The organism is Lentzea sp. NPDC092896 (genome assembly GCF_044754905.1).
In the GTDB taxonomy this organism is placed as follows: Bacteria; Actinomycetota; Actinomycetes; order Mycobacteriales; family Pseudonocardiaceae; genus Lentzea.
Genome location: NZ_JBIVPX010000001.1, coordinates 2,052,228 through 2,064,823, shown reverse-complemented (window position 1 = coordinate 2,064,823; position 12,596 = coordinate 2,052,228). Strand labels below are relative to the sequence as shown.

Sequence of the window (12,596 nt, the reverse complement as noted above, 5' to 3'; positions counted from 1 at the left end):
TGTGAACGCTCAATAGCCGACAATGTCGGTGTGGAGTGCTACACCTGCCGCGAAGCCCTGTCCGCGAGGCTCGACGGGGAACCAGAGGGCGTGCCCGCCGACCAGGTGGACGCGCATCTCGACAGCTGCGCGTCCTGCCGGGAATGGCACGACAGCGCCGCCGCGCTCACCCGCACGCTCCGGGTGAGACCGGCCACGCGGGTTCCGGACCTGGCCGCGGCGATCCTCGACGCCGCGCCCCCGATCACCCCGCCCGCACCACGCGGCTGGTTGCCGCGCGGGCTGCTCACCGGGGTCGCCGTCGCACAGATCACCCTGGGCCTCGCGCAGGTTCTGGGCGTCAGCACGTCCGCGCACAGCGGTCACACCACCGGCGTCGACAGCAGCCACCTGTTCAACGAGAGCACTGCCTGGAACCTCGCACTCGGCCTCGGTCTGTTGTGGACGGCACTGCGCCCGGCCGCGGTCGCGGGCATGCTGCCCGTCACCGCCGCGTTCGTCGCCGTGCTGATTCCTTACTCCGCCAGCGATCTCGTCAGCGGCACGGCGACGGCGGCCCGCGTGTTCTCGCACTCGTTGCTGCTCGTCGGGCTGGTGCTGCTGGCGTTCGTGCACTTCAGCGAACGCGGTCCGAGCGACCGCACTCCCTTGGCGCACAACGAGGGCGACACCGCGCACGACGCGTCCAGCACGGCGGACCGTGCTGGACGCCAGCGCGTGCGGCGCCGGATCAGGCTGCGCCCCGTGAGCAGACGGGACGCCGCCTGACACTCAGGGAATGCGCGCTCCCACAGCGGCAAGCGCCTTCGTGACGGGCTGGAAGAACGTCACGCCACCGCTGCGGCAGTTGCCACTGCCGCCTGACGTGAGGCCGATCGCGTTGCCGTTGGCCGTGAAGGCCGGTCCGCCGCTGTCTCCGCCCTCCGCGCACACGGTCGTCTGGATCAGGCCGGTGACACGGCCTTCGGGATAGTTCACCGTGGCGTTCAACCCCGTCACGCGACCGGCGCGCAGTCCGGTCGTGCTGCCCATGCGCTGGACCTGCGTGCCGACGCGGGCCTCGGCGGCGCGCTGGATGCGCACCTTGCGGCCGTTGCCGGTGTCGACCTCGCTGGGCGCGTTGGCGTTGCGGTCGTTGTAGGTGAGCAGGGCGAAGTCGCCGTTGCCCGGGAACGTCGACCGCGCGACGGTGGCGGCGGCTCTTCCGCCCGGTGTCAGGGAGAACTGCCTGCCCGCGGCCGTGCAGTGGCCCGCGGTGAGGATGGCGGGGCGGTTGTCGCCGGTGACGACGTTGAAGCCGAGCGAGCAGCGGCTGTTGCCGGCGAAGATCGCGTCGCCGCCCTCGGCGAACAGCCTGAACGTGCCGGTGGTGCGTTGCAGCTTCACGCCGGCGCCCATGGCGTTGACCGTGGACACCAGGTTGTCCCACTTGGCGCCGGTCACGGTGCTGTCGGCGGTGACGAGGACCTCGTTCGTGGCCGGGTTGACGGCCCACGCGGTGCCCGGCACGGAAGCCTTCTCCCGCAACGTCTCGGTGGCCTGCTCCGGCGCTGTGCGCTGCTGCGGCGCCGCCTGGCTCGCGGTGAACGTGGCCGCGGTGATCGCCACGGCGACGAGGCCGACGGCACCCGCGATCACCTTCCCGCGGCGGTGGTCATCGTGGTGTTTGCCCATGTGGCGCCCTCTCGTTACCGGACTGAGATCCGCTCCTGTCTGGGTGTACGTACAGCGCCGCGGTCCGGTTTAGGTGAATTGTCAGCGCGAGAGGGGCAAGCGCAGCTGGAGCCGGAACCCTCCGGTCGACGTTGGGCCGGACGTGATCACCCCGCCGAGCAGGGCCGCCCGCTCCTGGAGGCCGAGCAGTCCGTGCCGGGCGCTGGGCAACGCGAGCGTCGGACGGGTCGGCGCGGTGTTCGTGACCGTCACGGTCAGGTGGGTGTCGTGCGCGATCTCCACGTGGGCCGTGCTGCCGGGGGCGTGCTTGCGAACGTTGGTGAGGGCCTCCTGGATCGTCCGGTAGATCGTGCGCTGGAACGCCGAGTCGATGCCGGCGGGAGCGGACCCGGTCAGCGTGGCCTCGATGCCGCTGCCCGCGACCAGTCCGTCCACATCGGACAACGTCGGCTGCGGCGCCAGCTCGGTGGTGGAACTCCCCGACGCGCGCAGCAGGTTCACCATGTGCCGCAACTCGTCCAGCGTGTCGACGGACAACCGGCGCACGTTCTCGGCGGCGGCTCTGGCGTCGGGATCCGCGGTGGACACGCTCAGTGCTCCCGCCTGGACCGCGATCAGGCTGACCTTGTGCGAGACGACGTCGTGCATCTCGCGCGCCAACTGGTTGCGTTCCCTGGCCAGCACGGCCTGCGCGTGCAGCTCCCGTTCGTACTCGCGTGCCCAGACGAGCCTGCCGAAGAAGATCGGCGCCACAGCCGTCATCACCGCGTAGATCCCCACGAGCAGCATGTCGGCGTGCTCCACCTCGAGATCCATGCCGGGAAAGAGGTACCCGGCGGTCCCGAGCACCGCGCAGCCCGTCAAAAGCACCCGGTCCGAGTGCCGCACCGCGACCGAGTAGAGCGCGAACACGGTCGCGAGCAGCCCGCCGACGATCGCCAACGCCGGCAACGTCGCCAGGAACACCACCACAGGCCACCGGCGCCGGAACACCAGCGCGACCACGGCCAGCACCGCGACACAAACACTCAACGGGTCGCGTGGCTGGTTGAGCCCCGACTCCACGGCCGCGACCACGATCAACGCGGCGTTGACGAGCAGCGCCCGGTTCACAGCAACCCCGCGCGCTGAGCCAGCAGGGCCGCCTGCACGCGGCTGCCGACGCCCAGCTTGGCCAGGATCGCGGACACGTGGTCCTTCACCGTGCCGACGCTGACGTGGATGCGCGCAGCGATGTCCGCATTGGACAGTCCCTCGGCCACCAACACCAGCACGGCCCGTTCGCGCTCGGTCAGCCGCTCGATCCGCACCGCCTCCGGGGAACCGGCGCCCGACCCCAGATACCCGTCCACCACCGTGCGCGTGACCTTCGGCGACAGCACCACACCACCCGCCGCGAGCGTGCGGACGAACTGCGCGAGCTGGTCCGGTGCGGTGTCCTTCAGCAGGAACCCGGCCGCCCCCGACCGCAGCGCCGTCGCGATGTACTCGTCCGAGTCGAACGTCGTGAGCATCGCCACCACCGGCGGCTCCGCGAAGCCGCGCAGCTGCCGCAGGATCGTGAGCCCGTCGACGTCGGGCATCCTGATGTCGAGCAGCACGACGTCCGGGCGGTGCAGGCTCACCTCCTTGACCGCCTGCGCGCCCGTCACCGTCGCGACGACCTCGATGTCCCCCGCCGCCCGCAGGATCAGGCGGAACCCCGAGCGCACCAACTCCTCGTCGTCGACGACGATCACGCGAACCATGCGCTCCAGTCTCGGCCCGCGCGGCACGTGCGCGCATCCGGGGCTGGTCGGTCCGGCCTCCCCCGACCGGCTGGATCGCACCCGACGATCGGCGGGGTCCTGCCGAGTCGGACGTCCTCTTAGGACACAGTCCGCCAGGATGAGCGGATGAACTCGCTGTTGCTCGCCGCCGCGTTCGCCATGGTCGTCAGATCGCTGGCGGCGAACCGGCTGGACCGCTGGCTCCTCGGCGCGCCGCTGGTGATGGTGCTGGCCGGGGTCGTGGTCGGGTTGTTCGAGCCGAACGGCATCGCGGACGGCCTCAACACCGAGTCCGTGCAGCACGCGGCCGAGATCATCCTCGCGGTGCTGTTGTTCGTCGACGCCACCGAGGTGCGCGCGGGCCGGCTGTGGGGCGCCTATCCCGGGCTGGTGGCGCGGGTGCTGCTGGTGGCCATGCCGGTGAGCATCGCCGTGGCCGCACTGCTGGGCTCGCTGCTGTTCCCGGCCCTGCCGTGGGCGGTCCTGCTGCTGGTCGCGTGCGTGACGGTGCCGATCGACTTCGCCCCGGCGGAGCGGGTCGTGCGCGACCCCGGGCTGTCGGTGCGGGTGCGCGGCACGTTGAACGTCGAGAGCGGCTACAACGACGGCATCGTCACCCCTCTGTTCCTGTTCGCGCTGATCCTGGCGGGCGACGACTCCCAGGACCGCACGCCGCTGGAGGCGCTGGGCACGGTGCTGCCGTTCGCGCTGAAGGCCCTGCTGGCCGGTGTCGTGATCGGCGCGCTGCTCGGCTGGCTGATGGACCTCGCGCACCAGGCCGGCTGGGTGAGCGACCAGTCCGCACGGGTCGCGGTGCTGCTGGCACCGCTGCTGACCTACACCGCGACGGTCGCGATCGACGGCAACGGCTTCGTCGCCTCGTTCGTCTGCGGCATCGCGTTCCGGTACGTGCACCGGCTGCTCAAGGCCCGCCGGGTCCGCACCGGACGGGCCGAGGCGCGCACGGACGCGTTGAACACCGACCTGCACCTGCTGGAGGACGTCACCGGGCTGCTGACGATGACCATGTGGTTCGTGGTCGGCATCGCCGCCGTGCTCACGTTCTACCTGGGCGTCTCGTGGCAGATCCTGCTGTTCTGCGCGGCCGTGCTCACCGTGGTCCGGCTCGTGCCCGTGTTCCTCGCCTTCACCGGCTCACGGATGCCCCGCCGCGAACGCCTGCTCGTCGGCGCGCTCGGTCCGCGCGGCACGACGACGATCGTGTTCGGCCTGCTCGCCTTCAACCGGCTGCCGGAAGGGGCCGCCGCCGACACGATCCTGACCATCACGGTCGTCTGCGTGCTCGGCAGCGTCGCCCTGCACGGCGTTGGAGCGACGCCTTTTCAGAAGCTCTTGGCGAAGTGGAACGCCGGGATCACGAAGCCCGAGGCCAGGTAGAGGCGGTGCGCGTTGTGCCTCGGCGTCCCGGAATCGAGGTGCACGCCCGCACAGCCGAGACGACGGGCCTCGTCGTCGACCCACCGCAGCAGGGCGCTCGCGTGGCCCTGGCCGCGGGCGGACGGGAGCGTGCTCAGGTCGTCGATGTAGAGGTGCGCCCCGGCGTAGAGGTTGGTCATGTGCCGGAACCCGGCCACCGCGACGACCTGGCCGTTCGCGTCGGAGGAGGCGGCGATCCGGTAGCCCTCACGGCGCTGGCCGCGCACGAGTTCCACGAACTCGTCGACGTCGGTGAGGTGCGGGCGAAGCTCTCGCATCGCGTCGAACGCCAGGGCGGTCTCGGCGCCGTCGAGCTCGGTGATGGCGTGGGTGAAGGTGGTCACGGTGCTGATGTTCGCCCACCAAGTGGCATCTCAGAAGACCCATTCCAGACGTAAACCAAGAGGCCACTCCGGACCGCCGAAGTGACGTGGGTCTCATTCGTTCGGATCAACGGGACGCGGGCGGGTGGTCGCGACAACTCCTATCGTGACCCGCATCGCCGAGCAGGGACACCGGCCCGACCTTGCCACGCAGGACCCGAAGGAGGTCTTCGCGTGGCTTTTCGACACCTACGCCGGGCAGATCCGCGCCTATCTCGCGGGACGGGTGGGTCCCGACGTGGCCGACGACCTCGTGGCCGAGACGTTCCTCGTCGCGCTGCGAAGACGCAGGACGTACGACCCCACCCAGGCCACCGCCCGCAGCTGGCTGTACGGCATCGCGACGAACCTGCTGCGCAACCACGTGCGGCAGGAGGTGCGGGGCCTGCGGCTGACTTCACGGGCGGCCGGCGGCGAGACCGAGGTCGAGAACCACGACACCGTGGTCGCCGACCGCGTGGACGCCGCCGCCAGGATGCGCGTGCTCGCCGGGGCGCTCGCCCGGCTCGGTGAGCAGGACCGCGACGTCCTGCTGCTGACCTCGTGGGCCGGGCTGGAACCGGCCGAGGTCGCCGACGCGCTCGGCGTGCCGTCCAGCACGGTCCGCTCGCGCCTGCACCGGCTGCGCCACCGCCTGCAGTCCCTGCTCACGAACTCCACGGAGGACGCACCCCGATGAAAGAGCTCGACGAGGCATTCGAGCTGCTGCACCGCGACGCCCGCGAGGCACCCGGCGATCTGGCCGGGGCGCGCGCCAGGCTGATGGCCGAACTGGACGGCGTGACGCCGTTGCGGAAGCGGCGCAGGTGGGTGCTGCCGGCGGCCGCGGCGGCGGTCGTCCTGCTGGCAGCGGGCACTGCCGGGGTCGTGGTCAGCCGGCAGCGGACGCTGACCGTCGCGACGGCGTCCGAGGTGCTGTTGCGGGCGGCGGACAGCATCGACGTCGGCGCGGTGGACCCGAAGGTCGGCCCCGGCCAGTACCTGCTCCGCGTCGAGCACGTGAAGTCCAGCCGGTCGAACGCCGAACAACCGGACAGCGGCGTCGGCTACTCCTACCTGCTGGAGCAGGAGATCTCGCGCTGGATCCCGGCGAACGACCGCGACGTCTGGCAGGAGACGCGCAAGGTGCTGGGATCGCCGCGGTTGCTCGGCCAGAACCTGCCGTCGGGACAGGTCCCGCCGATGGGGATCGAGCCCACCGACGACGGCCAGTGGGCCGGTGCGTGCGGTGACTTCTTCCCGCAGGCCAAGCCGAAGAAGGTGTGCGGCGATCCGGACGACTGGGACAGCCCGGTGTTCTACGCGCGACTGCCCCGCGATCCGGACGAGCTGTACACCCGGCTGAAGGAGCTGACGGCGAACCGCGGCAGCGCACCGGACACGATGTTCCACCACGCCGTCCAGATCCTGGCCACGGGCATGATGCCCGCGGACCTCAGGGCCCAGTGGTACCGCGCGATCGCGAAGATCCCTGGTATCCAGATCGCCGACCAGGCGGCCACAGTGGACGGACGCGACGGTGTCGCGCTGGGTCTCACGACCGAGCACGAGCAACGGCAGCTGATCATCGATCCCGCGACCGGCGAGTTCATCGGTGAGCGCACGGTGGCCGGGGCAAAGCCGTACCAGGCCTGGATCAGGCCCGGTGTCGAGACCTACTCCAGCTCCATCACCACGTCCGTGGTCAACGGGCGCGGCCAGACGAAGTGACGGGTGGGGCCTCCCCCGACGGAAGCCCCACCCGTTCTCAGACAGCGGGCTTCGTCAGCACCGGCTTGGTCAGCAGTTGCGACGGCGCCCGCTTCGGCCGAGGGTCGATGCTCCCGGTCACGAAGATCTCGTACCAGAGGCAGAAGACCAGCACTGTCCAGATCTTCCGGCTGTGGTCCGCCACGTTGTCCCTGTGCTCCCTCAGCAAACGCCGCACCAGATCGAGATCGACGAGCCAGTCGGCGCGCGAGGTGTCGAGCACGTGCAGGGCCCACTGGTACATCTCGGCGCGCAGCCACACCCGGATCGGCGTGGGGAACCCGAGCTTCACCCGGTTCACGACGTGCGGCGGCACCACGCCTTCGAGGGCTCGGCGCAGTGCGTACTTCGTGTCGGCCGACCGCGGCGGCAGCTTGAGTTCACGTGGAATCGTTGCCGCCACGTCGAACACGGCGTAGTCGAGGAACGGCACCCGCACCTCCAGCGAGTTCGCCATCGACATCCGGTCGGCCTTCACCAGGATGTCGCCGCGCAGCCACGTGTAGAGGTCGACGTACTGCATCTTCTCGACGTCGCCGAGGTGCTGCGCCTCGGCGTAGATCGGCCCGGTGACGTCGGTGTAGCTCACGCCGGAGTCGTACTGCTTGAGCAGCAACGACTTCTCCGCCTCGGTGAACATCCGCGCGTTGCCGTAGTAGCGTTCCGCGATCGGCGTGGTGCCGCGCTCGAGGAAGCTCTTGCCCTTCACGCCCTGCGGGATGGCCTTGGACACGGCCCTGAGTCCGCGCCGCACGCCGCCGGGCAGGCCGGTGACCGCCTTGAGCGACAACGGTTCCCGGTAGATGGTGTAGCCGGCGAAGAACTCGTCGGAGCCCTCGCCGGACAGCGCGACCGTGACGTGTTCGCTCGCCTTCTTCGCCACGTGGTACAACGGCACGAGCGCGGGATCGGCCACCGGTTCGTCGAGGTGCCAGATGATCTCGGGCAGCGCGTCCATCATCATCTGCGCGTCGACCACGACCGGATGCATCGTCACGCCGAGGGCTTTCGCGGTCTCCTCGGCGACCGGCAGCTCGGAGTACCCCTCGACCTCCAGGGCCGCGGTGAACGTCAGGATGTCCGGGTTGACCTCCCGTGCCAGAGCGACGACCGCCGTCGAGTCGATGCCGCTCGACAGGAAGGCGCCGACCGGCACGTCCGAACGCATGTGGATCCGGACGCTTTCCCTGAGAGCGTCCCGGATCCGGGCGTAGAGCCGTTCCGGATCGTCGTGCGGCACCGGCCGGAACTCCGGCTGGTAGTACCGCCGCACGGCCAGGCCGTCCTCGGCGCGGTAGGTGAAGCACTCCCCCGAGCCGATCCGCTTGATCTGCTCGTGCAGCGTCGCCGGCTCCGGCACGTACTGCAGCGTCAGGTAGTACGACAGGCTCGCGTGGTCGAGGGTCTGGTCGCCCCACGCGGCGAACGGCAGCAGCGCCTTCTTCTCGCTCGCGAAGAACACGCCCTCGTCGGTGACGAGGTGGAACAGCGGCTTGATGCCGAACGGGTCGCGCGCGCCGAACGCGACCCGTTCCTGACGGTCCCAGAGGACGAACGCGAACATCCCGCGCAACCGGCGGACCGCCGCCTGGCCCCAGTGGTGATAGGCGGCGACGATGACCTCGGTGTCGCCTTTCGTCGAGAACGTGAGCCCGGCGGCGATCAGTTCATCTCTGAGTTCCAGGTAGTTGTAGATCTCGCCGTTGAACGTGATGACATAACGTCCGTCCTCGTATTCGAGCGGTTGCTCGCTGTGTTCGACGTCGATGATGGACAGCCGTTTGAAGCCCATCACCACTTCGTCGCCGACGGTCACGCACCCGGTGTCGTCCGGGCCGCGGTGGTGCAGGGTTTCGAGCGCCCTCTCGATCCCGGCGGTCTTGTCCTTCGCCGAACCGGAGGCGCAGATGTAGGTCAGCAGTCCACACATGAGATTGAGAACGTCCTCGGTCAGGGAATCAGGGCGGGAATGCTGGAGTCGAGAAGGCCGCGTGCGGCCAGTTCGCCGTAGAGCGGGGTCGTTTCCGGGAAATGACCCCAGGCGTGGTCTCCGCTGCCGTCGCCGGCGTTTCCGAGCAGCTGACGTTGAACCGGGGAAATGTTCTTCCACCACGACTGGGCGGGCAGGTCCTCGACCTCGTCCCGAATGTGGATCCACCGCGAGGTGTACCCGAAGAAGGCGACCTTGCGGGTCACGTCGGAGTGGTTGTCGGAGCGCGCGTGCCAGATCCGGCGGTCGAAGAACAGCACGTCGCCGGGCTCGACGAGGACCTGCCTCGCGCCGTCGGGCGTGGGCCACTCGACACCCCTGCTGGGCGGCCCGGGAAGCCAGTTGGTCTTGTGACTACCAGGCACGATGGTCAGGTTGCCGCGTCCGGGCCGCGAGACGTCCGAGAACCAGTAGGCGAGCTTCACCGACAGTCTCGGCCGCGGGTCCGTCTCGATCTCGCGGTTCTGCCGGCCACCGTCCTGGTGCCAGTGCCACCAGAACGGCTTCTCCTCTTTGACGCGCGGGTGCACGTCGATGTGCGAGTGGTAGACGTGCGTGTTCCAGCCCATCATCGACCAGACATAACCGAAAACGGCGGGGTGGTCGAGCAGTCCGGCCAGATCCGGGCAGTTGCGGACCGCGCTCAGCAAATGCAACGGCTCACCAGGGGTGTGCCGCGCGTAAACCCGGTCGATCGCATCGCGATAAAAATCGACCTCGTCCAGGGAAAGCGCACCACGAATCAGCAGATAGCCGTCCTCGTCGAACTGTTCACGTTCCGCCCTGGTCATCGTCGTCCAGGCAGCATTCATCACGGGTGCGTTCAAGGCAACAGCCCTTCGGGTCCGAAGATTCGATGCGAGCTCGGCGGCTCGGCGCATTTCGATTTCAAACCCGATCAACCCGGAAAAGCGAGCCTTTGTGGGATGGGTCTCAAGGGGGCGGAATCGCGGGACGCACTCGGCGGCCGGAGACAAGCGCACTTCCGCGTTCTGTAACAGTCCACAAAGGTCTGCCGTCCGGCCAACCTCCGCCGGATTCGGCGCGTCGACATGAGCATGACCGGAAACGCGAACGGGGACCGCCACGGCTGTGGCGGTCCCCGAGGTGAGCAGTACCGGCCCGGCTACGGAGCCAGGTTGATGCCCCACGTGTCGAGCGTGCCGACGTCGGACGGGCCGAGGTCCTGGACGCGGAGCTTCCACGTCCCGTTGGAGGTCTCGCTCGACACGTTGACCGTGAAGGTGCGGTCGATGTTGTCGGCGGAACCACCGGCGCGGTTGTGCAGGGTGTAGGACGTGCCATCCGGCGCGATGAGCGCCACCGTCAGGTCACCGACGTACGGGTGGACGATCCGCACCGTCACCACGGAACTGGCGGACGGCGTGGAGGAACATCCGGAGATCACGACGTTGCTCTCGACCGCGGCACCCGCGTCCGGGATGGCGACGTCGTTGGGGTTCGTACCGGTGCAGCTGCCGCCACCGCCGCCCGTGACGGTCAGCGAGTAGGTGGCCGTGCGGGACGCCGAACCGGCGGCGGTGATCGTCACCGGGTAGGTGCCCGCGGCGACCGACGCCGTGGTGCTGATCGTCAGCGTCGAGCTCGACCCGGTGGTGACCGAGGCCGGGCTGAACGAAGCCGTTGCGCCGGAAGGCAGTCCGGACGCGGACAACGTGACGGACTGCGCGTCACCGCTCACCGTGGCGGTGCCGACGGTGGCCGTGACGGACGAGCCCGCCGCGACGGAACCGGACGTCGGCGACACCGAGACGGAGAAGTCGGCGCCCGGCGTGCCGGTGCCGACGGCCGACTTCCACAGGGTGTAGGCGATGCCGTCGACCGCGCGGTTGAGATGCGTGTCGCTGATGTTCGCGGTGGTGTCGCAGGACGAGTGGTAGCAGGGGTCGAACGCGGCACCCGAGGTACCACCCCACTTCGTCGCCTGGGCCGCCGTCTTGCGCGCGCTGGCACCCATCGCGTACCCGGACGCGGGGATGCCCGCGTTGGTGAAGGACGCGTCGTCGGACCGGTTGCGGCCCTCGGTGTTCTCCTCCGGCTGCAGGCCAAGGGAGTCCCAGTACGCCTTCATGTGCGTGGACTGGGTGCTGGTGATGTTGTTGATGAAGTAGCCGCCGTTGGTCGACCCGACCATGTCGAAGTTGTGGTAGGTCTTGATCTTCGAACGCTCGGCCGCCGGCAGCTGCGAGACGTAGAAGCGCGAGCCGTTGAGGCCCTGCTCCTCGTCGGTCCACCAGCCGAAGCGGACCTTGTTCAGCATCGACGGGTTGCGCTGGGCGAGCACGAGCGCGGTCTCCAGCAACGACGCCGAGCCGGAGCCGTTGTCGTTGATGCCAGGACCCGCGGACACGCCGTCGAGGTGGGCGCCGAACATGTAGACGTTGTTCGCGTTGCCGCCGGGCCACTCCGCGATCACGTTCGGGCCGGCGCCGCTGGTGCAGCCCGAGGTGCAGGGCTGCTCGGTCACGCTGTACCCGGCCGCGGTGAGCTTGTCCTTCACGTACGTCACCGACGCGCGGTAGCCGGCCGAGGTGGAACGCCGGTTGCCGCCGTTCTGCGAGGCGATCGTGCCGAACTGGGCGAGGTGCGCCTTGACCGCCGCGACGTCGATGTCCGGGATCTGCGGACCGGTGCCACCGGTGACCGTCAGCGTGTAGGTCGCCGTCCTGGTCGTGGTGCCCGCGGCCCGGACGGTGATCGGGTAGGTGCCCGACGAGATCGACGCCGTGGTGCTGATCGACAGCGTCGAGTTCGAGCCCGTCGTGACGGACGACGGGCTGAACGAAGCCGTTGCCCCCGAGGGCAGTCCGGTCGCGGTCAGCGCGACGGTCTGCGCCTGCCCGGCCGTCGTCTGCGTCTGCACGGTCGTCGAGGCGGTCGAGCCCGCCGCCACCGAACCGGACGTCGGTGACACGGCGACGGAGAAGTCGTTGGCCGGGTTGGAGCCGCCGAGGTTCAGCGACCAGGTGTCGATCCGGCCGGTGTCGTTGTTCGCGTTGTCGTTGACCCGCAGCTTCCACGTGCCGTTCGAGGTCTCGCCCGACAGGTCGACGGTGTAGGTCTGGTCGATGTTGTCCGCGGAGCCGCCGGAGCGGTTGTGCAGGACGTAGGCGGAGCCGTCCGGGGCGACCAGGCTGACCTGGAGGTCACCGATGTAGGTGTGGACGATCTTCACCGGCACCGTGGCGGTGGCCGACGGGGCCGACGCGCAGTCGCTGATGGCGATGGACGACTCGACCGTCGTGTTGTCGCCGATCGCCACGTCGGCGTCGTTGGTGCCGGAACACCCGGCTGCCAGGGCGGGCGCGGAGGCCGCAGGGAGGGCCAGCGCTGCCACGGTGACAGACACCAGTGCTGTGGCGAGCAGAGATCTTCTTCTTCGCACAGTCGGGCTCCTTCGCAGGGATGCAGGGTCACGCGACCGTAGCTGTCGAAGTCCCGCCGGACATCCGGTCGTTCGGATGGTTGTCGTCACGATTGACGTGCGGCGTTCCACCGATGTCCGTTTTCACTTTTAAGTCCCGGCATCCGTTGGGCCATCAGAGGGATAGCGTCGGTGCACCCGCCGGAAGG

General features: G+C 69.3%; 11 protein-coding genes. 4 read left to right on the top strand and 7 right to left on the bottom strand.

Features of this window, described 5'->3' with window-relative positions:
- Positions 1-30 precede the first annotated feature (30 nt).
- Positions 31-768 (top strand): zf-HC2 domain-containing protein, encoded by a 738-nt coding sequence (locus tag ACIQF0_RS09110; RefSeq protein WP_401026440.1) that lies wholly within the window; start codon positions 31-33, stop codon positions 766-768.
- A 3-nt stretch (positions 769-771) separates the two neighbouring features.
- On the opposite strand, the gene ACIQF0_RS09105 is transcribed toward ACIQF0_RS09110, so the two are convergent.
- From ACIQF0_RS09105 to ACIQF0_RS09095, 3 genes are all read right to left on the bottom strand, one after another.
- Positions 772-1,674, bottom strand: a complete 903-nt coding sequence (locus tag ACIQF0_RS09105; protein WP_401026437.1) for a S1 family peptidase — start codon at positions 1,672-1,674, stop codon at positions 772-774.
- 81 nt (positions 1,675-1,755) lie between these two features.
- Entirely contained in the window at positions 1,756-2,787 is a 1,032-nt protein-coding gene (locus ACIQF0_RS09100) for a sensor histidine kinase (RefSeq protein WP_401026434.1), read from the bottom strand.
- Positions 2,784-3,422: a response regulator transcription factor gene (locus tag ACIQF0_RS09095; RefSeq protein WP_360029838.1), complete on the bottom strand. Its 639-nt coding sequence runs from the start codon at positions 3,420-3,422 to the stop codon at positions 2,784-2,786. Before ACIQF0_RS09095 ends, ACIQF0_RS09100 begins: the two co-directional genes overlap by 4 nt.
- Before the next feature lie 147 nt (positions 3,423-3,569).
- Between ACIQF0_RS09095 and ACIQF0_RS09090 the strand changes: the two genes are divergently transcribed.
- Positions 3,570-4,841 carry a cation:proton antiporter gene (locus tag ACIQF0_RS09090; RefSeq protein ID WP_401026432.1) on the top strand — a complete coding sequence of 424 codons (1,272 nt, stop codon included), beginning with the start codon at positions 3,570-3,572 and terminating at the stop codon, positions 4,839-4,841.
- Here ACIQF0_RS09090 and ACIQF0_RS09085 read toward each other — a convergent pair.
- A complete protein-coding gene (locus tag ACIQF0_RS09085; RefSeq protein ID WP_401026429.1) occupies positions 4,787-5,224 on the bottom strand; it encodes a GNAT family N-acetyltransferase in 438 nt (145 codons plus the stop codon). The two genes, ACIQF0_RS09090 and ACIQF0_RS09085, sit on opposite strands and share 55 nt — an antisense overlap.
- Before the next feature lie 145 nt (positions 5,225-5,369).
- On the opposite strand from ACIQF0_RS09085, the gene ACIQF0_RS09080 reads away from it, so the two are divergent.
- The gene (locus ACIQF0_RS09080) at positions 5,370-5,942 is read left to right on the top strand and encodes an RNA polymerase sigma factor (protein ID WP_401026427.1); all 573 of its coding nucleotides are present in this window, start codon (positions 5,370-5,372) and stop codon (positions 5,940-5,942) included.
- Complete coding sequence (locus tag ACIQF0_RS09075) at positions 5,939-6,973, top strand: CU044_5270 family protein (protein WP_401026425.1); 1,035 nt, start codon at positions 5,939-5,941, stop codon at positions 6,971-6,973. Before ACIQF0_RS09080 ends, ACIQF0_RS09075 begins: the two co-directional genes overlap by 4 nt.
- A 37-nt stretch (positions 6,974-7,010) precedes the next feature.
- On the opposite strand, the gene asnB is transcribed toward ACIQF0_RS09075, so the two are convergent.
- The 3 genes from asnB to ACIQF0_RS09060 form a co-directional block, all read right to left on the bottom strand.
- Positions 7,011-8,942, bottom strand: coding sequence for an asparagine synthase (glutamine-hydrolyzing) (gene asnB / locus ACIQF0_RS09070; RefSeq protein ID WP_401026422.1), 1,932 nt, complete (start codon positions 8,940-8,942; stop codon positions 7,011-7,013).
- A 20-nt stretch (positions 8,943-8,962) separates the two neighbouring features.
- Positions 8,963-9,793, bottom strand: coding sequence for a phytanoyl-CoA dioxygenase family protein (locus tag ACIQF0_RS09065; protein WP_401027767.1), 831 nt, complete (start codon positions 9,791-9,793; stop codon positions 8,963-8,965).
- Between the two features lie 335 nt (positions 9,794-10,128).
- Positions 10,129-12,408: a proprotein convertase P-domain-containing protein gene (locus ACIQF0_RS09060; RefSeq protein WP_401026419.1), complete on the bottom strand. Its 2,280-nt coding sequence runs from the start codon at positions 12,406-12,408 to the stop codon at positions 10,129-10,131.
- Positions 12,409-12,596: the final 188 nt, after the last annotated feature.

Excerpts from the sequence above, each read along its gene's own strand:
- ACIQF0_RS09095 (WP_360029838.1), bottom strand. The coding sequence starts at position 3,422 with ATGGTTCGCGTGATCGTCGTCGACGACGAGGAGTTGGTGCGCTCGGGG.
- ACIQF0_RS09075 (WP_401026425.1), top strand. The coding sequence starts at position 5,939 with ATGAAAGAGCTCGACGAGGCATTCGAGCTGCTGCACCGCGACGCCCGC.
- asnB (WP_401026422.1), bottom strand. The coding sequence starts at position 8,942 with ATGTGTGGACTGCTGACCTACATCTGCGCCTCCGGTTCGGCGAAGGAC.
- ACIQF0_RS09090 (WP_401026432.1), top strand. The coding sequence starts at position 3,570 with ATGAACTCGCTGTTGCTCGCCGCCGCGTTCGCCATGGTCGTCAGATCG.
- ACIQF0_RS09105 (WP_401026437.1), bottom strand. The coding sequence starts at position 1,674 with ATGGGCAAACACCACGATGACCACCGCCGCGGGAAGGTGATCGCGGGT.
- ACIQF0_RS09065 (WP_401027767.1), bottom strand. The coding sequence starts at position 9,793 with ATGACCAGGGCGGAACGTGAACAGTTCGACGAGGACGGCTATCTGCTG.